Raw genomic sequence first — 24,883 nt, forward strand, 5'->3', positions numbered from 1 at the left:
TCGGTGGGCAGTGGCATTAAAATTTGAGCGACGTTGTCATGGGGCCGCGTTGAAGTCGGGCCGGATGAATGGTCGTTTGTATTGGGATTAAGTGAAACGTATGGCACTAGAGTTTTGGGATATCGCCGCGGATCGCTTGCGCAAGTCTCTCGGGAACAACAACTACAAGTCATGGATCGAACCCCTGCAACTTGTGGGAGAATCGGCCGGTACGGCAGAATTTTTCGTGCCGACCAGTTTTTTTGGAAATTACGTACGGCAGCATTTCGAAGATCAAATCCTCTATCAAATGCGCGAATCTGGGTTTGAAGTGACCCGTGTGACATTTTCCGTAGGGCGCTTGGATCAAGAACCTGTCGCGCGCCCGTCTTCCCCCGCTGTGGTCGCGCCCGTAAAGCCGCGCGAAATCCAAGGGGCAAAGCTCGACAAGCGCTTCGTATTCGACAATTTCGTTGTGGGCAAACCCAACGAGTTGGCTCATGCGGCGGCGAAACGTGTTGCGGAAGCGGGGCCAGTCACTTTTAATCCCCTCTTTTTATACGGTGGCGTTGGCTTGGGAAAAACCCATTTGATGCATTCCATCGCTTGGGAGCTGCAATCAAATCGTCCCGATATCAATGTGATGTATCTCTCTGCTGAACAATTCATGTATCGGTTCGTTCAGGCCTTGCGCGAGCGCAAGATGATGGATTTTAAAGAGCTGTTCCGCTCGGTCGATGTCCTAATGGTGGATGATGTGCAATTCATCGGTGGAAAAGACAGCACCCAAGAAGAATTTTTCCATACATTCAATGCCTTGGTTGATCAAAACAAGCAAATTATCATCTCGGCTGATCGTGCCCCGGGGGAAATAAAGCAATTAGAAGATCGCATCGCGAGCCGCTTGCAATGCGGTTTGGTGGTGGATTTGCATCCCACCACCTATGAGCTGCGTCTTGGTATTTTGCAGTCTAAAATTGAGCTGTATCAGTCCAGCTACCCGGGCATTGACGTGCGTCAGGAAGTTGTTGAATTTTTAGCACATCGCATTTCAACCAATGTGCGTGTGCTCGAGGGCGCTTTGACCCGGCTCTTTGCCTTTGCCTCACTGGTGGGGCGTGAAATTACCGTTGAGCTGACCCAAGACTGTCTCTCTGATATATTGCGTGCCTCGGATCGCAAGGTTACGGTTGAGGAAATTCAGCGTAAAGTGAGCGATCACTATAATATTCGCCTGTCAGATATGCTGGGACCAAAGCGCCTGCGCAGCTTTGCACGGCCGCGCCAGATTGCGATGTATCTGTGCAAGCAATTGACCAGCCGCTCATTGCCGGAAATTGGCCGTAGGTTCGGCGGTCGAGACCATACGACGGTGATGCATGGCGTGCGGAAAATTGAGGATTTACGGAATAAAGACAGTCAAATGTCCGACGACCTGGATCTCTTGCGACGTTCATTGGAGGCTTAGTGGCCTTTCAAAGCCATTAAGGGTTAAAACCCGTTAACACACTCTTGTGTCCTGTGGAAAACTCTTTACGGTTTGTCTTCATATACGTGACGGAGAACGGCAATGAAACTGTCTATTGAACGCGCAACTTTGTTGAAGGCTGTGTCCCAAGCGCAGTCTGTTGTGGAGCGTCGGAATACAATTCCAATTTTGGCAAATGTATTGATTGAGGCGAGCGGCGATCATGCGTCTTTTCGTGCGACAGATTTGGACATCGAGGTTGTGGATCGTGTGACAGCAATGGTGGAGCGCGCAGGAGCCAGCACGGTATCTGCGGTGACCTTGCATGAGATTGTGCGTAAATTGCCAGATGGGGCTTTGGTGACCTTGACAGATGACGGCGCCTCTGGCCGTTTGACCGTTGAGGCCGGCCGGTCAAATTTCTCTTTGACGACGCTGCCGAAGGAAGATTTCCCGGTTATGGCGACCTCGGAATATACCTCTAATTTCACCGCTTCTGCGATGACCTTGCGCCGGCTCTTTGATAAATCGAAGTTTGCCATTTCCACCGAAGAGACCCGTTATTATTTGAACGGTGTCTATATGCATGTGGCTGAGGGTGATGGGGGTCAAAAATTGCGCTGTGTCGCCACCGACGGTCACCGATTGGCGCGGATTGATGCGGATCTGCCAACAGATGCCGGAGATATGCCCGGCGTGATTGTGCCGCGTAAAACTGTTGGTGAAATGCGCAAATTGCTTGATGACGATGACGCGCAAATTGCCGTTTCAGTCTCAGAAACCAAAGTGCGCTTCGCCACGCCAAATGTTACGCTGACCTCAAAAGTGATTGATGGCACCTTCCCAGATTACACGCGCGTCATTCCTTCGGGCAATACGCGCAAGTTGGAAGTGGATGCGGCCGAATTTGCCAAGGCAGTTGACCGCGTGGCCACGGTGTCCTCAGAGCGGTCGCGAGCTGTGAAGCTGGCATTGGATGAAGATCGCTTGATCCTGTCGGTGAATGCACCAGACAGTGGCGCTGCCGAAGAAGAATTGGCCGTTGCCTATGGTGATGAAAAATTGGAAATTGGCTTTAACGCGAAATATCTGCTCGAAATTGCCAGTCAGGTTGATCGGGAAAATGCGGTGTTCTTATTCAACACGTCAGGGGACCCAACCTTGATGCGTGAGGGCAATGATACATCGGCCATTTATGTCGTCATGCCCATGCGCGTTTAAGCTGGCGTGAATGTGAAGGGCGCAGATGCCCAATCTTGCTGTTGAATCCTTAAACCTTTCGCACTTTCGGTCGCATCATGTAGTGCAGATCGAGTGTGACCCGCGACCTGTGGCGATTTATGGCGCCAATGGGGCTGGCAAGACCAATATTTTAGAGGCAATATCCTTGCTTTCGCCTGGTCGCGGCGTGCGGCGGTCGAGTGCGGAAGAAATGACCCGCCGTCCCGAGGCGCTGGGCTGGAAGGTCTCGGCTGTTCTGCGCACGCAAGATCGGCTGCATGAGATAGAAACCTGGTCGCAAAATGGTGCGGCGCGTCAGTTGCGGATTGATGGCAAAGCGGCCACTCAAGTCATGTTGGGGCGCATTGCCCGTGTCCTGTGGTTGATCCCTGCGATGGACCGTCTCTGGATTGAAGGTGCGGAGGGGCGCCGGCGGTTTCTGGATCGCATGACGCTCTCATTTGATCCAAACCATGGTGAGCAGGTGCTCATCTATGAAAAAGCCATGCGCGAGCGCAATCGTCTGTTGAAAAACCAGGTGACCGATGCCCATTGGTATCGGGCTATTGAGGGGCAAATGGCCGCTACAGGCGTGAAGATCCGAAAAGCTCGGGAGGAGGCTTTGGAGTATATCCACGCGGCGCAAGATCAGGCAGAAACAGCCTTTCCAACTGCGCATTTGACCCTGACCAATCCGGAAAACATAGAATTTTCAGCCAATAGCGATGATCTCGCGGAACTTCTAGCCGATTATCGCAGTCGCGATTTGGCCGCAGGTCGTACCCTTGCCGGTCCGCATCGCGATGATGTTTTCGGTGTTTTTGCGGCAAAAGATGTTCCAGCCAAAGACAGCTCCACCGGCGAGCAAAAGGCGCTTTTGATTTCGCTCATCCTTGCCAACGGTCGTGCCCTGAAAGAACAAACCGGCCTGCCGCCGATTTTACTTTTGGATGAGGTGGCAGCGCATTTGGATGCTGCCCGCAGAGCGGCGCTCTATGACGAAATTTGCGCGCTGGGTGCTCAGGCCTGGATGAGTGGCACAGGGCCTGAATTGTTTGAAGAACTTGGCGATAGGGCGCAGCATCTTTTGGTGACAGAGGTTGAGGGGAAATCAAAAGTGGATCTACAATGACTTTGGCTTTTTCTGATTTGGCGCTTTATGCCATAGCTGTTTTTATTTTATTCATTACGCCCGGCCCGGTTTGGGTCGCACTTTTGGCGCGTGCTATGTCGGGCGGCTTTCAGGCGGCTTGGCCTTTGGCATTGGGTGTGGCGATTGGCGATGCGGTTTGGCCGGTTTTGGCCGTCCTAGGTGTGAGTTGGGTGGTCAATGAAATTGCCGGCATCATGATCATCTTGCGCTATGGCGCGGCCGTGGTCTTCCTTACCATGGGAGCATTGTTGATCCTCAAGGCCGATGTCGCTTTGAACAGTGACCGGCGCCTAACGCGACCGGGCATGTGGGCGGGCTTTATCGCAGGCGTGGTGGTGATATTAGGCAACCCAAAGGCCATTTTGTTTTACATGGGCGTTCTGCCGGGCTTTTTTGACCTGACGCAGGTCACGGCCTGGGATGTTTTGGCCATTGTCGTGGTCTCCATCCTCACCCCGCTTTTGGGGAATTTGACCATTGCTGGCTTTGTGAATCGCGCGCGTGAGCTGTTGCAAACACCGGCGGCGGTGCGGCGAATCAACCGCATTTCCGGAGGTCTTTTGATCGCTGTTGGGATCATTATTCCCTTTGCATAGTCACTTGGAAAAAGCATTTTTTTGCGAAAGATGATATCGCGTTTGTTGCTTTAAAAAATCGTAGCCTGAACCACAATCTATTGTGCCATTTGCGTGACATTCATCTCGAATTCCGCTATTTGTTGTGTAACTCAAAAAAGGGTATCGGGATGTCTGAGCAAACTGTGGATGTTGAAGAATATGGCGCAGATTCCATTAAGGTTCTTAGGGGCTTAGAGGCTGTTCGCAAACGGCCGGGGATGTATATCGGTGACACGGATGATGGCTCCGGTTTGCATCATATGGTTTATGAGGTTGTGGACAATGGCATCGATGAGGCGCTGGCTGGCCATGCGGATCATGTTTTGGTGCGGATCAATGCCGACAGCTCGGTTTCGGTCGCGGATAATGGTCGCGGCATTCCAGTTGGAATTCACGAAGAAGAGGGCGTGTCTGCCGCTGAGGTGATTATGACCCAGCTGCATGCGGGTGGTAAGTTTGACAGCAATTCCTACAAGGTTTCTGGCGGTTTGCACGGGGTTGGGGTTTCGGTTGTGAATGCCTTGTCGGTATGGCTGGAACTGCGCATCTGGCGCGAAGGCAAAGAGCATGTCGCACGGTTCGAACATGGTGACACAGCAGAGCACCTAAAAGTTGTGAGCGAGTGTGGCGATCGCACCGGCACGGAAGTCCGTTTCTTGGCGTCGACAGAGACCTTTTCAAATCTTGAGTATAAATTTGAAATATTGGAAAAGCGCCTGCGCGAATTGGCATTCTTGAATTCTGGGGTGCGGATTATTCTTGAAGACCTGCGCCCGGCAGAGCCTTTGCGCAGTGAGCTGTACTACGACGGCGGTGTGCGTGAATTTGTGAAATATCTCGACCGTTCCAAATCCTCAATCATGGAAGAGCCGATTTATGTCAAAGGCACCCGTGATGATATCGGTGTTGAAGTGGCGATGTGGTGGAATGACACCTATCACGAAAATGTCCTGCCCTTCACCAATAACATCCCACAGCGTGATGGCGGCACCCATATGGCGGGCTTTCGAGGGGCCTTGACCCGAACGATCAATAACTATGCGCAATCCAGCGGCATCGCCAAAAAAGAGAAAATCAGCTTCACAGGCGATGACGCACGCGAGGGTTTGACCTGCGTGTTATCCGTCAAAGTTCCTGATCCCAAATTCTCCAGCCAGACCAAAGATAAATTGGTCAGCTCAGAGGTGCGCCCGGCGGTTGAGGGTTTGGTGGGTGAGAAATTGGCCGAGTGGTTCGAGGAAAACCCTGCGCAGGCAAAGGTTATTGTTGGCAAGATTGTTGAGGCTGCTATGGCGCGTGAAGCGGCGCGCAAGGCCCGCGACCTCACCCGGCGCAAGACAGCGATGGATGTGAACTTCTTGGCAGGAAAGCTCAAGGATTGTTCGGAAAAAGACCCCTCAAAAACTGAAGTATTTTTGGTCGAAGGCGATAGCGCCGGCGGTTCTGCCCAAACTGGACGTGACCGCATGACCCAAGCGGTTTTGCCATTGCGCGGGAAAATTTTGAACGTGGAGCGCGCGCGGTTTGACCGGATGCTGGGCAGCCAAGAAATTGGCAACTTGGTTATGGCGCTGGGCACTGGCATTGGGCGCGATGAATTTAATATCAAAAAGCTACGCTATCATAAAATCGTGATCATGACCGATGCCGATGTGGATGGTGCGCATATCCGCACGCTCTTGCTGACGTTCTTTTTCCGTCAAATGCCAGAATTGATTGAAGGTGGTTATCTCTATATCGCGCAACCCCCCTTGTTTAAGGTGAGCCGGGGGCGTTCTGAAGTTTATCTCAAGGACCAGCCAGCCCTGGATGAATACTTGATCGAACAAGGCATTGAGGGCGCTTTGCTGCGCTTGACCAATGGCGAAGAAATTATTGGCGCCGATTTGATGCGTGTTGTGGAAGAGGCGCGTCAGCTGAAGCGCATTGTTGACGCATTCCCCACCCATTACCCACGTCATATTTTGGAGCAAGCGGCAATCGCCGGGGCTTTCGTGCCTGGGGCGGTTGATCGTGACTTGCAGGGCATGGCGGACGCCGTGGCGCGCCGGCTCGATCTCATTGCTTTGGAGTATGAACGGGGTTGGCAAGGTCGCCCAACCCAGGACCGCGGCATGCGCTTGGCGCGGATTTTGCGCGGCGTGGAAGAGGTGCGCAATCTCGATGGGGCAATGCTGCGGTCCGGCGAAGCGCGTCGCACAGGGATGTTGACCCAAAGTTTGCAAGATACCTACAGCGGCCCGTGCACATTGGTGCGCAAAGATCGGGTGCAGGTGGTCAATGGCCCCCTCACGCTGCTGAGCGCGATTTTGGAAGAGGGTGAGAAGGGGCTGTCGCTGCAACGCTACAAAGGCTTGGGTGAAATGAACCCCGATCAGCTTTGGGAAACCACATTGGATCCAGATGCGCGGACATTGTTGCAAGTGCGGGTTGATGATGTCGCGGAAGCGGATGATCTGTTTACCAAGCTGATGGGCGATGTGGTGGAGCCGCGTCGGGAATTCATCCAAAATAACGCGCTCAATGTGTCCAACTTGGATTTCTAAAACTGACCAAACAGGGGGTGCATGGGGCAATGCAACGCGGTGGCGTTTCCTTTTGGTATCAAGAGCTGGGCGGGTTGCCAAAGCCGCGCCCGGCGTTGGACCGCTCTGTAAGCGCTGATATTTGCATCATTGGGGCGGGCTATACCGGGCTTTGGGCCGCCTATTATCTTAAAAAAGCCGACCCATCTTTGAACATTGTTATTGTTGAAGAGCATTTCGCCGGTTTTGGCGCATCTGGTCGTAATGGCGGCTGGCTGTCGGGTAATTTTGCTTGGGAGCATGAAAAATATCTGAGCAGCGGTACGGCCGAGCAGGTCAAGGCCATGGTAGAGGCGTTTCATGGAACTGTTGATGAGGTCATTGCCGCGGCTGAGATGGAAGGCATCAATGCTGATATCCACCGCACACAGGAATTGGCCATTGCCACGAATGCGTATCAATTTCAGTGCCTTGCCCCTGAGCTGAAGCGGTTGCACCACTGGGGTGATCACCGCAGCCGGCTTGAAAGTGAAGCGCAATTGCGTGCGCGGATTGCCATTCCAAGCGCCAAGGGCGCGCTTGTGACCTCTGGTGTGGCACGGGTGCAGCCGGCCAAATTGGTACGCGGATTGGCTGATGCAGTGGCGCGATTAGGAGTTACGATTTACGAAGCGACCCGGGCCCATGAAATTTCCAAAGGTCAGGTCATAACCCATAAGGGCCGAGTGGCCTGCGCGGTGGTCTTGAAAGCAACCGAAGGCTATAGCGCCCAATTGCCCGGATATGAGCGGGATTGGCTGCCTCTCAACTCCGCTCAAATTGTGACGGAACCTTTGCCCTTAGAGCTGTGGCGGGACATCGGTTGGTCGGGTGCGGAGCTGATTGGAGATATGGCGCATGCCTATTGCTACTGCCAGCGCACAGCAGATGGGCGCATTGCGGTTGGAGGCCGTGGGCTGCCCTATCTTTTGAATTCCAAAATTCAACCCGATGGCCGACCCACCGCGGGCACAATTTCCCAATTGCGGGGGATTCTTGCGCGTCTGTTTCCTGCGGCGACCCATGTCCCCTTGGCCCATGCTTGGCAGGGGGTCTTGGGGGTTCCACGCGATTGGTGCGCCACTGTTGGCTTGGATCCTGAGACCAAGATTGGTTGGGCGGGCGGATATGTGGGGGTCGGTTTGACCTCGGCGAATCTCGCTGGGCGCACGCTGCGTGACTTGGTGCTATCAGAGCCTACGGCTTTGACCGAATTGCCTTGGGTCAACCGCGCGGTTCGTGCTTGGGAGCGTGAGCCTTTGCGGTGGATGGCGGTGCGCGGTCTATACGCGATGTTAAAAGCCGCAGATCGGGCAGAAGCCAATGGCAAAGCCCATGCACCGCATCTTGCGCGGCTTGGAGCTTGGATCAAATCTCAGTGAGGCGGCCCTATTTTGCGGCGGCGTCGATTTGCCTTTGGCGCTCACCAAAACGTGCACGGTCCTCATCAGAATATTCGTCTACACATTGGTGGCACTGCACGCCTTTGATATAGTCGACACGATTTTTATCCGACTCTGTGATCGGTCTGCGACAGGCATAGCATTGATCAAAACTGCCCTCGGCCAAGCCGTGACCGACGGACACGCGATTGTCGAAGACGAAACATTCACCGCGCCAGGTGCTCTCTTCTTGCGGCATCTCTTCAAGGTATTTTAAGATTCCACCCTTAAGGTGATAGACTTCCTCAACCCCTTCACCGAGCAGAAAATTAGTAGATTTTTCACATCGAATGCCGCCGGTGCAAAACATGGCAATCTTTTTGTTGTGAAAACGATGTTTGTTTTCAGCCCACCACTGGGGAAATTCGCGGAAGGTTTTGGTCTTGGGATCAATCGCCCCTTCAAACGTGCCGATGCCCACCTCGTAATCGTTGCGCGTATCAATCACCGCGACATCCGGAGCTGCAATCAGCGCGTTCCATTCATGGGGATCGACATAGTGGCCTGTGCCCGCGCGCGGATCGACATTGGGTTGGCCCATTGTGACAATCTCTTTTTTCAAGCGAACTTTCATGCGTTTGAAGGGCATGATGCTGGCCGTGCTCTCTTTATGTTCAAAGTCCGAACAGCCAGGCAGCGCGGCGATATGCGCCCAAAGCCGGGCAATTCCCTGTTTGGGTCCAGCGACTGTGCCGTTGATTCCTTCTTTGGCGAGCAAAATTGTGCCTTTGATGCCCTCATGCTCACAAAGTGACACCATCGGCGCGCGCAGAGCGCCCGGATCGTCAAAGCGGGTGAAGTGATAAAGAGCGGAGACTGTAAACATGATCTGCGTCATAATCTGAAGTTATCTTTGCTGCAAGATACATAGCTAAAGCTCCGCTAGCGCTTTATGGGTGCTTTGATAACATTGACCTTATGGGCGCGGATCATTACCTCTGTGCGCGAAGCTTGGATAGGGGGTCCAAATGCGTGCTCTGATTGTGGTTGATGTTCAAAACGACTTTTGTCCGGGCGGCGCTTTGGCGGTTGCCGGCGGTGATGAGATTGTAGAACAGATTAACAGCCGCATGGCTGATTTTGACGCGGTGATCCTCACTCAAGATTGGCACCCTGGGGGCCATTCCTCCTTTGCCAGCTCCCATAAGGCCGATGCGTTTTCCAGCATTGAAATGCCCTATGGTCCCCAAGTGCTTTGGCCAGATCACTGCGTGCAGGGCAGTTTTGGTGCAGCCTTTCACAAAGATTTGGCCACGGATCGGGCAGATTTGATTCTGCGCAAGGGCTATCGTCCAGGCATCGACAGCTATTCTGCTTTCTTTGAAAACGACCATAGCACAGCGACCGGGCTTGAAGGATATTTGAAGACCCGCGGGGTTCGGGATGTGACCTTCGTTGGATTGGCGACGGATTATTGCGTTGCTTATTCAGCGCTGGATGCGGCGCGGCTGGGCTTTGTGGTCAGCGTCGACACCGCCCTATGCCGCGCCATTGATATGGGCGGATCGCTGGACCAAGCACGGCGCAACATGGTGGCAGCGAAAGTGAGCCTTTTGTAATGGTAGATATTGCCACCCGAGTGTGGAATCACAAATGGAAAATCGACCCTATCGTGCGGTCGTTAATCGACAATGATTTCTATAAATTGTTGATGTGCCAATCGGTGCTCCGCAATCACCCAAAAACGGAGGTGACCTTTAGTTTGATCAATCGGTCAAGCGATATTCGCTTGGCAGAATTGATTGATGAGGGAGAGCTGCGCGAACAGTTGGATCATGTGCGCTCTTTGTCCCTGTCGCGTGGCGAAAGCACATGGATGCGCGGAAATACATTCTATGGCAAACGCCAGATGTTTACGCCCGAGTTTATGGATTGGTTCGAGGCGCTTAGATTACCTGACTATCACCTTGAGAAACGTGATGGGCAATATGAGCTGACGTTTCAAGGCAGTTGGCCCGAGGTGATGCTGTGGGAAATTCCGGCTTTGGCGGTTCTTATGGAGCTGCGCGGCCGCGCGGTGCTACGAGACATGCGCCGCTTTGAGCTTCAAATTCTCTATGCGCGGGCCATGGCCAAGCTCTGGGAAAAAATTGAGACACTGCGCGACATTCAGGACTTGCGCCTTGCGGATTTTGGCACGCGCAGGCGCCATTCCTTTTTGTGGCAAGATTGGGCTGTGCAGGCCATGACCGAAGGATTGGGAGACAAATTTATTGGTACATCCAATTGTTTGATAGCGAAAAATCGGGACTTGGCGGCGATTGGGACCAATGCGCATGAGTTGCCTATGATCTATTCTGCGCTGGCCTCCGATGATCAAGCCTTGCGCCAGGCCCCCTATGACGTTCTATCTGATTGGCATGAGGAGCACGATGGAAACCTGCGGATCATCTTGCCAGATACCTATGGCACAGAAGGGTTTTTAGACAATGCGCCTGATTGGCTTGCCACATGGACGGGCATGCGCATCGATTCTGGTGATCCAATTCAAGGGGCAGAACATGCGATTAAATGGTGGAAAAGCCGCAATGAAGATCCCAGTCAAAAACTGCTGATTTTTTCTGATGGTTTGGACGTGGAGAAGATCGCCGAGCTGCATCGATTGTTCGCTGGACGGGTCAGAGTCTCTTTTGGTTGGGGCACGCTGCTGACCAATGACTTCCGTGGTTTGGTGCCAAATGATGGGTTGAAGCCCTTCTCTTTGGTCTGCAAAGCCGTGTCAGCCAATGGCAAACCCACGGTCAAATTGTCCGACAATCCCAACAAGGCGATGGGTCCAGCAGATGAAATTGCGCGCTACAAACGGGTGTTCGAAGTTGGACGCCAAAACCCGCAAAGCGTCATCGTTTAAGCGGTTGTCAGCCATTGATGTGCCAAATGCAGCGCGCGTTCTGCATAGCGCCTTTGGACAGGGCTTTTTTTAGGCTGCCGCGCAATCACCCATCCGCAAGAGGCAAGCCCACGCAACATAAGGAAAAATTTGATATCATCTATCGATGGGGCTTTGCGGAGTGTTCCATAGCCCTCTGCAACCGCGGCGATCAGATCGTTCAAATGCCCTGCGGCGTAATGTTGCGACACACAGACCCCAAGATCGTAACCGCGATAGCCAAATCCCGCGTCGTCAAAATCAATCAGCGTTAGCCCTGACTTTGTTTGAAAGACATTTTCTTGCAAGGCATCCGCATGTATCAAGCCAAAATCCGCGCCCTTCATGGCGCTTAAATGGGCGTGAGCGGTCTGTCGGGTATAAACCATGAACTTTTTTTCACTGGCCGACAGCGATGGATTGTCCCAAAATCGCCCCCAAAAGGGAGATTTTCCCAGCAGGCCCGGCAGATCCCAGGCGGCGCGTGTGAGATCGTCGGTTTTTATGCGATCGCTGGTCTCATGCAGCTGAGCTAAGAGACGGCCCAATTGGTGATAAAGATCACAATGGGCGGTGACATCCGTACCAACGGGGGTGTCCATAGCCCCAATTGGCGCGCCCTCCACCCAGGTGATCACAGAGACAAAGCGTCCATCGGCCAACTTTGCCAATAAGGATCCATCTGCCTGCGCGAGGGGTTTGGGGCAGGCAAAACCCGCCTCCGCCAGCCGCAGCGTCCAGCGCAATTCTGACAAGATTGCCGCTTCACTTTGATATCCCGCCCGATGCAGGCGCAGCGCCATCGGTGTGCCGTCGCGCAGGATCTTATAGACTGCGTTTTCCCGCTCGGCGATCAACTCTATCTGACCATTCGCGCCCCATTTGGCGGCGATTTCTGAAAGCTCATTCATGCTTTGAAGGCGGCCTGTAGGATGTCACAGGCCATGGCGACATTCTCATTGGAAAACGGCATAGGTGGGCGCAGTTTCAAAATATTGCGATTGCGCCCTGAGCGCCCCATCAACAGGCCATGATTGCGTGCGTATTCGACGACATGGGCGGCCAAGGCTTCATCGGCAGCACCATCCGTTTCCAATTCCAAAGCGAAAAACAAACCACGTCCGCGCCGGCTGGCGATGCTGGGGTGGTCCATAGAGTGCAGCTCGCGCAAAAATACAGCACCGACGTTTTTGGCGTGATCTACCAAATTGTCCTGTTCAATGACGTCCAAAGTGGCCGCAGCCGCGGCGCAGCTTACTGGATTGCCACCAAAGGTGTTGAAATAGCCAAAGGCGTTGCGAAATTCAGCCATGACGGCCCGGCGTGCGACCACTGCTGCAACCGGATGCCCATTGGCCATTGGTTTGCCCAATGTCACAACATCAGGTGACAGGCCAAGCCATTCATGGCCCCACCAAGTCTCGCCGCCTCTGCCAAACCCGGGCTGAACCTCATCTGCGATCAACAGCCCTCCGGCGGCTTTGACCACTTGCTCGGCGGGCTTCATAAAATTCTGCGGCAAATCTGGCAGGCCTTCATTGGCGAAGGTCGGGCAAAATAGAAAACCCGAAAACCCGTGGCCTGAGGCCTCAAGATCATCAATGGCAGTTTGCAGCTCCCGTGCAAAAGCCGCGGCCTGATCGTCGGCAGTGCCACCAACCGGGCGCAGGGTGTCCGGCGCAGGGATGCGGCGGATATGGTCGGCATAGCCGCCGATGGGGGGCTTGCGCGACGAGAGCTGTGACACGGCCATCGTATTGCCGTGGTAGGTATTATCTGTGGCGATGATGCCAGTTTTCCCGGTCACAGCTTGGGCCATGCGCAGGGCAATGTCATTGGCCTCTGATCCGCTGCACACCATGATGACCTGATCCAATTGCGTTTGAAATTTGGCGGTGAGCCGCTCGCAATACTCCACAATTCCCGCGTGCAAATAGCGGGTATGGGTGTTCAGCTGAGCGGCCTGTGCGGCGATGGCTGAGACGACATGGGGGTGACAGTGGCCGACATGCGGCACGTTGTTATAACAATCGAGATATTTACGCCCGTCTGCATCCCACACCCAAACACCGTCACCTTTGACCAAATGCACTGGGGTTTCATAAAATGTGGGCACATTTGGCCCCAAAACTGCGGCACGCCGCGCCGCGAGATCACTCGACATCTTTCACCTTTCCGCGCAGAGATTTGACCACGCCGCGCTGAACTTTTCCTGCCAGGCGGCGTTTTTGCGATCCGAGTGTGGGGCGTGTGGCGATCCGGCGCTTTGGCCGTATCAAAGCCTGAAGGATCAGCTCTTTCAAGCGCTCTTTTGCAATCTCTCGGTTGCGTGCCTGTGAGCGGGTGTCTTCGACGCGAAAAATTATGGCGCCATCGGAGGTCCACTTGCGGCCGGCCAATTTTTTGAGTCGGGTTTTTACCGGGCCCGGGAGGTTTGGGCTGCGGGCCGCTTCGAAGCGCAATTCGACGGCGGTCGACACTTTATTGACGTTCTGTCCTCCAGGTCCCTGCGCACGGGTGAAACTTTCGGTCAGCTCCCAATCGTGAATCATTATTTCATCATTGATTTGCAACATGGGGCTACTATGCCACAAAGGAAAAGGGCCGCCCAGAGAGGACGGCCCTTCGAAAGTTGTGCGGAGGGCGGGTCGTTTAGGACCGTTTGCCCAAGCTTGGCGCTAAAACTCCAAGGGTTGCCTCAGAAATTCGCCTCCAAACCTGTTACGACTCCATTCTCCAATACCTTTCTCGACACTGGATCACCTCCTTTCAGCTGTTACATTTACCCACAGCTTGCCAGAGAGAGACACAAAGTCAATGGTTTTTTGCTGTACGTCCCACAAGATATAGCACCAAGAATCGGAACGGCACCAAAGCGATGAGAGCCAAGGACAGTTTCACAAGCCAATCTGCAACGGCCAGCGAAGCCCAAAGTGGCAGCTCCATACCCGCGCCGAGCAGCGGCACAGCACCCTGTGCCCAGTCTGGAACATTGCTGGTTTCCAGTCCGTTAAAGAGGGCAGAGAAAGCGATGCTGAAAAAGAGGAAGGTGTCCACAGCACTGCCGATCAGCGTTGAGGCCAGCGGGGCCCGCCACCATGTGCCATGCCGCAAGCGGTCGAAGATTTGAACATCCAGCAACTGAGCCACCAGAAAGGCGGTGCCAGATCCCAAAGCCACGCGCAGTGTGACCGCTGGGAAACTATAGCCATCCCCTTGCAGCATGACTTGCGTGCCAATGAGTGAACAAAGAACACCAGCGGCAAAGCCGGCAAAGACCACACGGCGCGCGGCAGCAACACCATAGACGCGGTTCATCACATCGGTGACGAGAAAGGCGATGGGATAGGTGAATGCACCCCAGGTCAGCCAGTCTCCAAGAAGGAACTGAACCAGGATGTTGGAGGCCACAACGACGACAGCCATGGCAAGAATGCCAGGGAGATAGAGAGTTTTCATGTTTTATTCCGTTTTTTAGCCAAGGTAGCGGCGACTTGGTCAGATTTGACGTGCTCGGATACGAGCCCATAGGACATATTGCAAGCGATTTCCGTACAGCGGGCCCTCAGAGGTTTGACAAAACCGCGCTGCATTGTTGGGGCAATTTGGCCAAGGTGATCGGCGGCTTAGGTTTGCGCGGCTTGGCATTCGGGTTAGGTGGGGGGGGATTCAAGATGCGTTTGACCCATCCGGCCGCCTCCTTGCAGCCATCGCCGGGCGGTGGCGGGGCCTGGTTGATGCAATCCTCTTGGCCTTCTGGGCATTTTAGGCGGACGTGGAAATGATAGTGATGCCCGTACCAAGGACGAATTTTGCGCAGCCAACTGCGGTCGCCTGTCGCTGATTTGCACATAGCGACCTTGGCGCCTGGGAAAATAAATATGCGTGCCACCCGTGGATCTGAGGCGGCCAATTTGAGAACCGTTTCATGGTCTTTTGTCCAGCGGTCATTGGTATAAGCGCCAGAGGCCCGCCGCATGGATATAGAGGAAATCTCTTCCCGCTCTGCCCGGGTTAAAACGCGATCCGTTTTTGGCCGTAGCCATATATCCGCGTCTAGGCCAATTTGGTGACTGGCATGGCCTGACAGCATCGGCCCACCGCGTGGTTGAGAAATATCTCCAATGTAAAGACCCGACCAAGACGTGTTCTGGGCCACTTTGCGCGAGAGATCTTTTAGGTAGTCAATCGTGATGGGCTGTCCCCAATTTCGGTTTCGTGACAGGCGCATGGCCTGCCATGTGGGGCCAGTTTCTGGCAGAGCGGCCCCGCCGGCCAAACAGCCCTTAGCGTAGCTTCCAAAGGATTCGGATGCATGTTTTGATCCGATCTCAGCCGCACCGAAAAGGGTTTTTGCAGCCACGGTCATAGCCCGATCTGTCCGCGCTTGCGGACGGTCTGATTGCGTTTGTGCTTGAAGCGCAAAGGGCAGGCAGGCTGCGAAGAGCACCAGTGCAAAAAAATATCTGACGACAATCGGTCTCACGTCTCTTGATCTCCATTTGGGTTCACCCAGCGCAGCAAAAGCATCCCTAAGACGAACAGTCCCACAACGGGAGCAAAGCCTAGGCGGGCATCGTTCAGCAAGTAGGTAAATAAACCGATAAGAAGCGGTGCCAAAAAGGCGGTGGCCTTTCCGGCGAGGGCAAATAGGCCAAAGGCTTCCGTTGGACGGTTAGGATTGGTGTGGCGCACCATCATGGAGCGGCTGGCGGCATAGATCCCTCCGCCGGAGCCACCAATGGCCGCACCGCAGATGTAGAAAATGATATCGGGCAGTGCGGAGCCTTCCGGCAAGGCGAGACCAAAAAAGCTGTCTCTGGACATGCCAATGATGCAAAGCGAGACAAAGATCAGCACATAGATGTGAAAGTAAATCACGGGCAGCGGCCCCAGCTTCCGATCAAATTTTCCTGAAATCCAGGTGACAATTGCAGCAGATAATCCGCCGAGTATTCCAAAAACACCAAGCTGCGTTTGCCCCCAGCCCAGGACCAAAACCGCATAAACCCCACCAAAGGCATAAAGCCCGTTGAGGGCGTCGCGATAGAACATTTGCGCGCCCATGAAGGCAAAGAGGCTCGGCCGTTTAACCATGCTCTTGAGCGTGTCTGTTAAGTCCGCAAGCGATCGTTGCAACCCGCCCTGACGATTGGGGGTTTTGCTTTCTTGCACCCAAAGGAAAAATGGCAGCATAAAAATGACGAACCAAATTGCGATCAAGGGGCCGACCGCCCGCGTGCCTTCGCGGCTTTGGGCTTCCAACCACCCGAAGCCGGGCTCCAATCCGACCAGAAAGGTCTTGCCGCCTTCGTCAAAAAAGAAAAACAGCATGATAAATAGGCTGATGATACCGCCGGCATAGCCCAGTGCGGCGCCACTGCCTGAGATTTTTCCAACCTCCCGCCGGTCTCCCAGGCTGGGGAGAATGGCATTGGTGAATACAAGCGCGAGCTCAGCGGCGATGAAGGCGATGGAGAAGAAGATCAAAGAGGACCACATCGCAGATCCATCTGGCACCATGTACCAGAGCATCCAAGAGCAGATCACAAAGACCAATGAGGAGGCCCAAATCCAAGGCATTCGCCGACCGGTACTGTCGGCATAGGCACCGGCAAGAATGCCTATGATCGCAACGATAAAGCCGGCCATAGCCTGACCCCAAGACCATATCGATTGCGCGTTGGCTTTGGCGCTGGTGGGATCCAATCCGCTGGACAGGTAATGCTCTGCGGCAACACCGGCAAAATAGGGCCCAAAGATGAATGTCAAACCAAGGGTGTAAAAGGGTTGCGTGGCCCAGTCGAACATCATCCAGCCGCGCACGCGTTTGACTAAAATGGCCTGCTCTTTTGTTGATTTCGACATATGGCGCCCCTAATAATACTTCAAGTTTGGCTGAGAGAAATGGCCAAAGCAAGGGTTTCCTAAGGGGTGTCCTGCATCGGTGGCCAGGGGCGTAGGTCCTCTGCCGTGATCCATGCGGCGACCCATTCGGGAATTGGAGGCAGGGGCGTGTTTGGGTTCAGTTCTGCCCGCAGGTTTTCAATAGGCACGAGTCCATCGGCATTGGTCACCGCGGTGCGATAAAGCGCGTGCCCGGCACAGGTTCCCTTCACCCACATGCTTTGCTCCAGATACATAAACCGCGCCTCGGCACAAAGGGCGCGGCTGCGCATTTCGATTTTGTCAAACACACGGATGCGCTTGCGGTAGCGCACGGAGCTGCCGGCTATGGTCAGGCCCCAGCCCTTGCGTTTCAAAATCGCCAATAAGCCAGAGCGACGCGCCATGGGCAGGCGGCCCATGTCATAGATCGACAGGGTGCGGCCATTGTTGAGTTCGCGCCAAAGATCCAAGTCCCAAGGCAGGCAGTAATGCGTGCTATAGTGGGTTTGTCCAATGGCAAGCGAGCCCGTCTTGCGGTGAATGAAAAATTGCCAAGCGAGACGGACGAAAGGGTACATAGAAGGCTCTCCAAATTTTGGTCACAAAAGAGCGCGCAGGCCCGCAGGTCAACCCATGATTTTGAACCCGATCTGTCAAGCGACTTGCCGATGGGGGCCGAAGCGCTTAGGTAAAAGCAAACGTATTCTGTCGAGGTTTCACATGGCTCCTATTTTCGCGATACCTTACATGGTTTTGAACGTCATTTGGTTCTTTATCATTGCCCATTTGATCATGAGTTGGTTGATCGCTTTCAATGTTTTGAACCTGTATCAGCCCATTGTTGCGCAGATTTGGTCGGGGTTGAACCGTCTTTTAGATCCGATCTATGGCCGCATTCGGCAGTTCCTGCCAAATATGGGCGGGCTTGATTTGACGCCTTTGATCGCGCTGCTGATCGTGGCCGCTTTGCAATATACTTTGGCCTATTACGGCCGCTGACCCATCGGACCTGTTATGCCCTATACCACCCTTCTGAGGGATGTCTTCGGATTCGATGCCTTTCGTCCCGGTCAGGAGGAGATTGTGCGTGCGGTGACGGAAGGGCAAAATGTACTGGCTATAATGCCCACTGGGGGTGGGAAGTCCCTGTGTTTTCAGTTGCCCGCCTTGATGCGCGATGGGGTGACGGTGGTGATCTCGCCACTGATTGCTTTGATGCGCGACCAAGTCCGCGCTTTGCAGGCCGCCGGGGTCGGAGCGGGGGCTCTAACCTCTGGTAATACGCCCGAGGAGACAGATGCGGTTTGGGAAGGGTTGGAGCAAGGCACCCTCAAACTTTTGTATATCGCACCGGAGCGGCTGGCGGCCGGATCGTCTTTGGGGATGTTGCGGCGGGTTGGCGTGTCGATGATCGCGGTGGATGAGGCGCATTGTGTCTCGCAATGGGGCCATGATTTTCGCCCGGATTATCTGCGGATTGGCGAGTTGCGCCGGGCACTGAATGTCCCGCTCGCCGCCTTCACCGCTACAGCCGATGAAGAAACCCAAGCAGAAATCGTCAACAAGCTGTTTGATGGGCAGGCCCCGGCAAGCTTTTTACACGGGTTTGATCGCCCCAATATCCATCTGGCTTTCGCCGCTAAGGATCAACCGCGCAAACAAATTCTTGGCTTTGCAGCGGCCCGAAAGGGGCAGTCAGGCATTGTCTATTGCGGCACGCGGGCCAAGACGGAAACCCTGGCACAAGCGCTGCGCGAGGCGGGGCATTCGGCCTGTTTTTATCACGGCGGTATGGATGCCGAAGATCGCCGAATTGTCGAAACACGGTTTCAGCAAGAAGATGGCCTCATCGTTGTGGCCACTGTCGCCTTTGGTATGGGGGTCGATAAGCCGGATATCCGTTGGGTGGCCCATGCGGATTTGCCCAAATCTATTGAGTCCTATTATCAAGAAATTGGCCGAGGCGGGCGTGATGGCGCGCCGGCTGAGACTTTGACCCTCTTTGGCGCAGATGACATTCGCCTGCGCCGTGCGCAAATCGATGAAGGGCTGGCACCTGCGGATCGCAAAATGGCAGATCATGCGCGGCTTAATGCTTTGTTGGGTTTGGCGGAGGCGTTGAGTTGCCGCCGATCTGCATTGCTGACCTATTTTGGCGAAACAGCATCGAACTGCGGCAATTGTGATCTTTGTGATACGCCGCCTGAAGTTTTTGACGGAACAGAACCAGTGCGCATGGCGCTATCGGCCATTTTGCGCACCGGGGAATGGTTTGGGACAGGTCATTTGATTGATATATTGCGCGGCAATGCCACTGATAAAGTACGGCAACGCGCCCATCATGAATTGCCGACCTTTGGGGTTGGAAAGGCCATCAGCAAGGCGCAATGGCAGGCGATTTTTCGGCAGATGATGGGGTTTGATCTTATCCGCCCAGACCCAGAGCGCCATGGGGGTCTGCGGTTCACCCAGAACGCCCGGCCCCTATTGAAGGGGGAGGCTCAAATTCAGTTGCGCAAGGACAGCATCACCGCCGCAGGTCAAGAACGGCGTCCCGCGGTCAAATCCTTGGTGTCAGAGGAAGATGCGCCACTTTTATCCGCGCTTAAAGCCAAGAGGCGCGCTTTGGCCGAACAACAAAAAGTCCCGGCCTATATTGTTTTCAATGACAAAACCCTCATTGAAATGGCAGAACGCCGCCCGCAGAACTTGGATCAAATGGCCTCAATTGGTGGTGTGGGGGCGAAGAAATTGGAAAGCTATGGGCAGGCCTTTCTATCGGTGATCACAGGAGAGCAGCCCCCGGTCCACCCGGCACGGCGCAAAATGGCCGGGCGCCCAGAGGGGGAGCTTTTTGATCAGCTTCTAGAGCGGCAATTGCAATTGGCCCGTGGGGCCTTTGATGGGGAAAAACCGTTGAGCTGTTCGACCGCAACCCTGCGTATGATCGCACAAAGGCGACCAAGCTCATTAGAACAATTGGCGCAAATTTCCGGAATGACGCCCGCCCGAACTGAACGTTTTGGCTTGGCCTTTTTAGAAATCTTGCAGTCTGCCAAGACTGCTCTAGGTTAAGGGTTCAGAGGAGAGACACACGATGTTGGTTTGTATTTCACCGGCGAAAAAGCTGGACTGGTCAGAGGCGCCGCGCTCAGATGCCACCACACCAGATTTTTCTGCGGATGCCTTGAACTTGGCGAAAACGGCGCGGGATCTTTCGGTGCCACAGTTGCAAAAGCTGATGTCGATCAGCGAAAATCTTGCGCGGCTGAACCACGAGCGCTTCGTGGCCTTTGCGGACAAGCCAGCGGATGAAGCTTTACGTCCTGCCGCTTTGGCCTTTGCGGGAGACACTTACCAAGGCCTGGAAGCGGCGAGCTTCAGCGAGGATGACATGCGCTGGGCACAGGAGCATCTGCGCATTCTCTCTGGGCTTTACGGTGTTTTGCGGCCTTTGGATCAAATCCAAGCCTACCGGCTTGAAATGGGCAGCCGCTTGAAAACGGATCGCGGCGGATCTCTTTATGCCTATTGGGGGCAGGAGTTGTCAAAGGCGTTAAACGCACAGGCCAAGGCGACCGGTGCGCAGGCGCTGGTCAACTGTGCCAGCCAAGAATACTTCGGTGCTGTGGATGTCTCGGCGCTGCATCTGCCGATCATCACGCCGCAATTTCTGGAGCTGAAAGAGGGTCAGGCGAAGATTGTGAGCTTCTACGCCAAGAAAGCCCGCGGGGCGATGGCGCGATTTATTGTCCAGAACCGATTGTCAGATCCTGCGCAAATCGTGGAGTTTGATTTGGGTGGATATGCCTATCAACCTGAGCAATCCACGCCAGAAAAACCGGTCTTCCTGCGTGATTATCCCGCCTAGGCGCCAAATATGGCTTTCGCATGTTGGCTGAGGTAGATTTTTAGCCATGGGGTAAAAACCTCTGGCTGCGCTGCAATCTCATGGGTGAGATCCTTTAGATTTTGCCAGCGATGATCCATCACCTCTTCGGGATTGGGGCGAATGGTGATCTGGGTGACTTGCAGCGTAAAAATTTCCACCACCTCATGCTCAATCATACCGCCGCCCACATCAGCGCGATATTCTACCGTGCCGCGGTACACAGGGATTTGGTCCGCCAGCCCTAATTCTTCCTCAAGCCGGCGCTGGGCGCAGTCAAAACCAGCTTCGCCCCATTGCGGATGTGTGCAGCAGGCATTGGCCCAAAGGCCGGGGGTGTGATATTTGCTCATGGCGCGGCGTTGCAACAATGTCTCCGCACCCCGCATCACAAAAACAGACACTGCTTTATGCTTCAATCCGCGCAGATGGGTTTGCAGCTTTTGAACTGGCTGCAACTGACCGTCTATCCATGCGGGAATCATTATGTCCATTCATTCTGCCCTTAGGTGTTGCGCCTCCTATAGGGCGAAATATCCCTCTGCAAAAGCGGTGATAGGGCGGCTTTGTTGCCTATGGTGTTCAAAAGCTCTGAATTTCATATCACGGGGGCGGAAATGTCGCGGGCAATTCGATCAAAACTTGCCTATAGGTGCAGAAATATGAAGCACCGAGCCTATATACCACAGGGAGCAGAGCCAGCGGCCTTGTCATCCGCCTTTGCATCAACTGGACCAGCAGAAAGAATACGCCATGTCGTTTGATCACTTTTTCAAAAACCAACTTGAGCAGTTGAAACAGGATGGCAATTATCGGTATTTCGCCGATCTTGAACGGAAAACCGGTAAGTTTCCTCAGGCCACCAATCATTTTGAGGGCGGCACTCGGGATGTTACGGTTTGGTGTTCCAACGATTACTTGGGCATGGGCCAGCATCCTGCGGTGATTGCCGCGATGCAAGAGGCTGTCGGGCGCTGCGGTACAGGCGCGGGTGGCACGCGCAATATAAGCGGAACCAATCACGACCACTTGCTGCTTGAGGCTGAGCTGGCGGATTTGCACGGCAAAGAGGCCGCGCTTTTGTTCACCTCTGGCTATGTGTCCAACTGGACAACATTGGCCACGCTGGGAGCGAAAATCCCCAATGCGGTGATTTTGTCAGACAGCGAAAACCACGCGTCGATGATCGAAGGCATTCGCCATTCTAAAGCCGAAAAAATGATTTGGGCACATAATGATGTAGAAGACCTCGACCGTAAGTTGACCGCTTGCGCAGACCGGCCGAAGATTGTCGCTTTTGAAAGCGTCTACTCTATGGATGGGGATATTGCACCGATTGCCGCGATATTGGATGTTTGTGAAAAACACGGGGCGCTCACCTATCTTGATGAGGTTCATGCGGTTGGCATGTATGGCCTGCGTGGCGGTGGCATCAGTGAGCGTGAAGGTTTGGCGCATCGTATCGACATCATTGAGGGCACCCTAGGCAAAGCCTTTGGCTGTGTGGGTGGCTATATCACCGGCTCAGAAGCGATGTGCGATTTTATCCGGTCTTTTGGCTCGGGATTCATTTTTACCACGGCCCTGCCTCCTGCGGTCGCAGCCGCGGCGCGCACCTCTATTGCGCATCTCAAAACCAGCTCCGTAGAGCGGATGGGTCAACGGGCACAGGTGGCGCGTCTGCGCGCTGGGCTCGATAAAGCCGGGATTCCACATTTGGCAAATGACAGCCATATCGTGCCGGTGATGATCAAAGATGCTGTAAAAACCAAAATGCTGGCCGATTATTTGATGGACAGCTTTGGCATCTATGTTCAGCCTATTAATTACCCGACCGTTCCAAGAGGCACTGAGCGTCTGCGGTTTACACCCTCGCCTTTGCACAGTGATGCTGATGTGGATCACTTGGTCGTGGCCCTGTCTGAGCTGTGGAAACAATGTGCTGTGTCCCATGTGGCCGCCTAAAGCGCCGTTTTGATCGTCATGAAATTTAAGGGAGAATGATATGAACAGGTTTATTTTTGCATTATTCGCAGGGGTTCTGGCCTCTGGGGCTTTGGCGGATGGTCACAGCGCCTCTGGTGACGCATCCGCAGGCGAGGTGGCCTTTAACAAGCAATGTGTTGCCTGTCATGTGGTTGTGACGGATGCCGGCGAAAAGCTGGCGGGGCGCAACAGTAAATCTGGCCCAAATCTGTATAATATCGCCGGTGCAACAGCGGGTGCCGTACCGGGCTACCGTTACGGAAAATCTTTGGTGAAGGCCGGCGCAGAGCTGGGTTTGATTTGGACAGAAGAGACATTTTCGGCCTATGTCCAAGATCCAAAGGATTTTTTAAAGGTATTTCTCGACGATAAAAAAGCTCGGGCGAAAATGAGCTTTAAAGTGCGGAAGGAAGAAGACGCGCGCAATATTTATGCTTATTTGTATAGTATCGGCAGCAAGTAGGCGGTCGGTGTTTTGATTTTTGAGGGGCGCCGCTGTTGTCAGGGGCACCCCGTGTTGGGTTCTAAATCCGCTCAATTGCCACGGCGATCCCTTGGCCACCGCCGATGCACATCGTGGCGAGGCCCTTTGAGCCGCCGCTGCGTTCCAATTCGGCCATGAGCTTCACCATGATGATGGCGCCTGTCGCCCCCACTGGGTGACCCAGAGCAATTGCACCGCCGTTCGGGTTGACCCGTGCAGGGTCCAAGCCAAGGCCACGATTAACCGCGACAGCCTGTGCCGCGAAGGCTTCATTGCTCTCAACAACGTCAAAATCATGGATGGTCAATCCGGTTTTCGCCATCAGGTTTTCCACCGCAGGCACCGGCCCAATGCCCATCACTTCGGGCCGCACACCGGCGTGACCATAGCCGAGCAGGCGGAATTTTGGAGTGAGGCCGGCGCGTTCGGCTGCGTCAGCGCGCGCCAAGACAATTGCGGCAGCTCCGTCATTTATGCCCGAGGCATTTCCAGCAGTGACGGTTCCCTCCTTTTGGAAGACCGTCCGCAGTCCGGCTAAAACCTCTGCGCTGGTGGCTTTGGGATGTTCATCGGTGATGAAATCCACCATATCGCGTTTGACTTTGATCGGCACGGGGGTGATTTGGTCGACAAAGCGCCCGTCTGCAATCGCCGCTGCGGCGCGGTTCTGGCTTTCCAAAGCAAAGGCATCTTGATCAGCGCGGGTGATGGCATGTTCTTGTGCAACATTTTCGGCGGTGATTCCCATATGGCCTGTGCCAAAGGGGCAGTGCAATGCGCCAAGCATCATGTCGAGTGTTTTGACATCCCCCATCTTCTGGCCCCAACGCTGTGCCTGCATGATAAAGGGTGCGCGGCTCATATTCTCTGCGCCGCCAGCCAGTCCAAAATCTGCATCGCCAAGCATCAAGGATTGCGCCACAGAGACGATGGCCTGCAGACCCGATCCGCAAAGGCGATTGACGTTCATGGCCGGCGTTTGGTCAGAGATGCCAGCCTCCATGGCGGCGACCCGGGACAGATACATATCGCGCGGTTCGGTGTTGATGACATGACCAAAGGCGACATGGCCGATTTGCTCGGCTGCAACCTCCGCGCGGGTGAGCGCGGCTTTGGCCGCGATTGCCCCTAGATCAATTGGGCTGACACCCGCGAGGCTGCCGCCAAAAGTGCCAATAGCTGTGCGTGCGCCACCAAGAATTACGATATCTGTCATTTTGTCCTCCGTTTCATCCAGTCTAAAGTAAATCTGGTGAAAGTAGAGAGGCTTTTTTGGACGTGCCGCCGCGTAAAGAACTTTGACTGCTTGGCTGGGAGCATAG

23 protein-coding genes are annotated in these 24,883 nt (G+C 54.3%); 13 read left to right on the forward strand and 10 right to left on the reverse strand.

The features are described 5' to 3' along the window. Positions 1-100: 100 nt before the first annotated feature. The 6 genes from dnaA (at position 101) to RCA23_RS00030 (ending at position 8,384) form a co-directional block, all read left to right on the forward strand. Positions 101-1,447, forward strand: coding sequence for a chromosomal replication initiator protein DnaA (gene dnaA / locus RCA23_RS00005; protein ID WP_044048373.1), 1,347 nt, complete (start codon positions 101-103; stop codon positions 1,445-1,447). Positions 1,448-1,549: 102 nt separating this feature from the next. Next, entirely contained in the window at positions 1,550-2,668 is a 1,119-nt protein-coding gene (dnaN, locus tag RCA23_RS00010; protein ID WP_044048376.1) for a DNA polymerase III subunit beta, read from the forward strand. 25 nt (positions 2,669-2,693) lie between these two features. Continuing rightward, positions 2,694-3,800 carry a DNA replication/repair protein RecF gene (gene recF, locus RCA23_RS00015; RefSeq protein WP_044048377.1) on the forward strand — a complete coding sequence of 369 codons (1,107 nt, stop codon included), beginning with the start codon at positions 2,694-2,696 and terminating at the stop codon, positions 3,798-3,800. Further along, entirely contained in the window at positions 3,797-4,417 is a 621-nt protein-coding gene (locus RCA23_RS00020; RefSeq protein ID WP_044048378.1) for a LysE family translocator, read from the forward strand. The genes recF and RCA23_RS00020 overlap by 4 nt, the downstream gene beginning before the upstream one ends. Before the next feature lie 149 nt (positions 4,418-4,566). Continuing rightward, positions 4,567-6,984 (forward strand): DNA topoisomerase (ATP-hydrolyzing) subunit B, encoded by a 2,418-nt coding sequence (gyrB, locus tag RCA23_RS00025; protein WP_044048380.1) that lies wholly within the window; start codon positions 4,567-4,569, stop codon positions 6,982-6,984. A 29-nt stretch (positions 6,985-7,013) separates the two neighbouring features. After that, positions 7,014-8,384 carry an FAD-dependent oxidoreductase gene (locus tag RCA23_RS00030; protein ID WP_044048382.1) on the forward strand — a complete coding sequence of 457 codons (1,371 nt, stop codon included), beginning with the start codon at positions 7,014-7,016 and terminating at the stop codon, positions 8,382-8,384. Between the two features lie 7 nt (positions 8,385-8,391). Here the strand turns inward: RCA23_RS00030 and trhO are convergent, their stop codons facing one another. Continuing rightward, complete coding sequence (gene trhO, locus RCA23_RS00035; RefSeq protein WP_044051131.1) at positions 8,392-9,270, reverse strand: oxygen-dependent tRNA uridine(34) hydroxylase TrhO; 879 nt, start codon at positions 9,268-9,270, stop codon at positions 8,392-8,394. Positions 9,271-9,412: 142 nt separating this feature from the next. On the opposite strand from trhO, the gene pncA reads away from it, so the two are divergent. Both pncA and pncB read left to right on the forward strand, forming a co-directional pair. Continuing rightward, on the forward strand, positions 9,413-10,003 hold the full coding sequence (gene pncA / locus RCA23_RS00040; RefSeq protein WP_044048384.1) for a bifunctional nicotinamidase/pyrazinamidase: 591 nt from the start codon (positions 9,413-9,415) through the stop codon (positions 10,001-10,003). Next, the gene (gene pncB, locus RCA23_RS00045; RefSeq protein ID WP_044048385.1) at positions 10,003-11,295 is read left to right on the forward strand and encodes a nicotinate phosphoribosyltransferase; all 1,293 of its coding nucleotides are present in this window, start codon (positions 10,003-10,005) and stop codon (positions 11,293-11,295) included. Before pncA ends, pncB begins: the two co-directional genes overlap by 1 nt. Here the strand turns inward: pncB and RCA23_RS00050 are convergent. From RCA23_RS00050 to RCA23_RS00080, 7 genes are all read right to left on the reverse strand, one after another. Then, positions 11,292-12,224, reverse strand: coding sequence for a phosphotransferase enzyme family protein (locus tag RCA23_RS00050; protein ID WP_052376947.1), 933 nt, complete (start codon positions 12,222-12,224; stop codon positions 11,292-11,294). The two genes, pncB and RCA23_RS00050, sit on opposite strands and share 4 nt — an antisense overlap. Next, on the reverse strand, positions 12,221-13,477 hold the full coding sequence (locus RCA23_RS00055) for an aspartate aminotransferase family protein (RefSeq protein ID WP_044048386.1): 1,257 nt from the start codon (positions 13,475-13,477) through the stop codon (positions 12,221-12,223). The genes RCA23_RS00050 and RCA23_RS00055 overlap by 4 nt, the downstream gene beginning before the upstream one ends. Further along, positions 13,467-13,889: an alternative ribosome rescue aminoacyl-tRNA hydrolase ArfB gene (gene arfB / locus RCA23_RS00060; protein ID WP_044048387.1), complete on the reverse strand. Its 423-nt coding sequence runs from the start codon at positions 13,887-13,889 to the stop codon at positions 13,467-13,469. The genes RCA23_RS00055 and arfB overlap by 11 nt, the downstream gene beginning before the upstream one ends. Positions 13,890-14,127: 238 nt before the next feature. Then, positions 14,128-14,772: a queuosine precursor transporter gene (locus RCA23_RS00065; protein ID WP_044048389.1), complete on the reverse strand. Its 645-nt coding sequence runs from the start codon at positions 14,770-14,772 to the stop codon at positions 14,128-14,130. 106 nt (positions 14,773-14,878) lie between these two features. Next, positions 14,879-15,682, reverse strand: coding sequence for a penicillin-insensitive murein endopeptidase (gene mepA, locus RCA23_RS00070; RefSeq protein WP_044051133.1), 804 nt, complete (start codon positions 15,680-15,682; stop codon positions 14,879-14,881). 113 nt (positions 15,683-15,795) lie between these two features. Then, positions 15,796-17,181: an MFS transporter gene (locus RCA23_RS00075; protein WP_052376948.1), complete on the reverse strand. Its 1,386-nt coding sequence runs from the start codon at positions 17,179-17,181 to the stop codon at positions 15,796-15,798. Between the two features lie 59 nt (positions 17,182-17,240). Beyond that, complete coding sequence (locus RCA23_RS00080; protein ID WP_044048391.1) at positions 17,241-17,780, reverse strand: thioesterase family protein; 540 nt, start codon at positions 17,778-17,780, stop codon at positions 17,241-17,243. 142 nt (positions 17,781-17,922) lie between these two features. On the opposite strand from RCA23_RS00080, the gene RCA23_RS00085 reads away from it, so the two are divergent. From RCA23_RS00085 to yaaA, 3 genes are read left to right on the forward strand one after another with little or no spacing between them, the layout of a single operon-like run. After that, positions 17,923-18,201: a YggT family protein gene (locus tag RCA23_RS00085; RefSeq protein WP_044048393.1), complete on the forward strand. Its 279-nt coding sequence runs from the start codon at positions 17,923-17,925 to the stop codon at positions 18,199-18,201. Between the two features lie 15 nt (positions 18,202-18,216). Next, the gene (gene recQ / locus RCA23_RS00090; RefSeq protein ID WP_044048395.1) at positions 18,217-20,277 is read left to right on the forward strand and encodes a DNA helicase RecQ; all 2,061 of its coding nucleotides are present in this window, start codon (positions 18,217-18,219) and stop codon (positions 20,275-20,277) included. A gap of 22 nt (positions 20,278-20,299) precedes the next feature. Then, positions 20,300-21,073 carry a peroxide stress protein YaaA gene (gene yaaA / locus RCA23_RS00095; protein WP_044048398.1) on the forward strand — a complete coding sequence of 258 codons (774 nt, stop codon included), beginning with the start codon at positions 20,300-20,302 and terminating at the stop codon, positions 21,071-21,073. Here the strand turns inward: yaaA and idi are convergent. Beyond that, a complete protein-coding gene (gene idi, locus RCA23_RS00100; RefSeq protein ID WP_044048400.1) occupies positions 21,070-21,585 on the reverse strand; it encodes an isopentenyl-diphosphate Delta-isomerase in 516 nt (171 codons plus the stop codon). The two genes, yaaA and idi, sit on opposite strands and share 4 nt — an antisense overlap. A 259-nt stretch (positions 21,586-21,844) precedes the next feature. Between idi and hemA the strand changes: the two genes are divergently transcribed. Together hemA and RCA23_RS00110 are read left to right on the forward strand one after the other, a co-directional pair. Beyond that, complete coding sequence (gene hemA, locus RCA23_RS00105; protein ID WP_044048401.1) at positions 21,845-23,056, forward strand: 5-aminolevulinate synthase; 1,212 nt, start codon at positions 21,845-21,847, stop codon at positions 23,054-23,056. 40 nt (positions 23,057-23,096) lie between these two features. Further along, a complete protein-coding gene (locus tag RCA23_RS00110) occupies positions 23,097-23,540 on the forward strand; it encodes a c-type cytochrome (RefSeq protein ID WP_044048403.1) in 444 nt (147 codons plus the stop codon). A 61-nt stretch (positions 23,541-23,601) separates the two neighbouring features. Here the strand turns inward: RCA23_RS00110 and RCA23_RS00115 are convergent, their stop codons facing one another. After that, on the reverse strand, positions 23,602-24,777 hold the full coding sequence (locus RCA23_RS00115; RefSeq protein ID WP_044048404.1) for an acetyl-CoA C-acyltransferase family protein: 1,176 nt from the start codon (positions 24,775-24,777) through the stop codon (positions 23,602-23,604). Positions 24,778-24,883 lie beyond the last annotated feature (106 nt).

Origin of the sequence: Planktomarina temperata RCA23, assembly GCF_000738435.1 — a bacterium.
Lineage (GTDB): Bacteria > Pseudomonadota > Alphaproteobacteria > Rhodobacterales > Rhodobacteraceae > Planktomarina > Planktomarina temperata.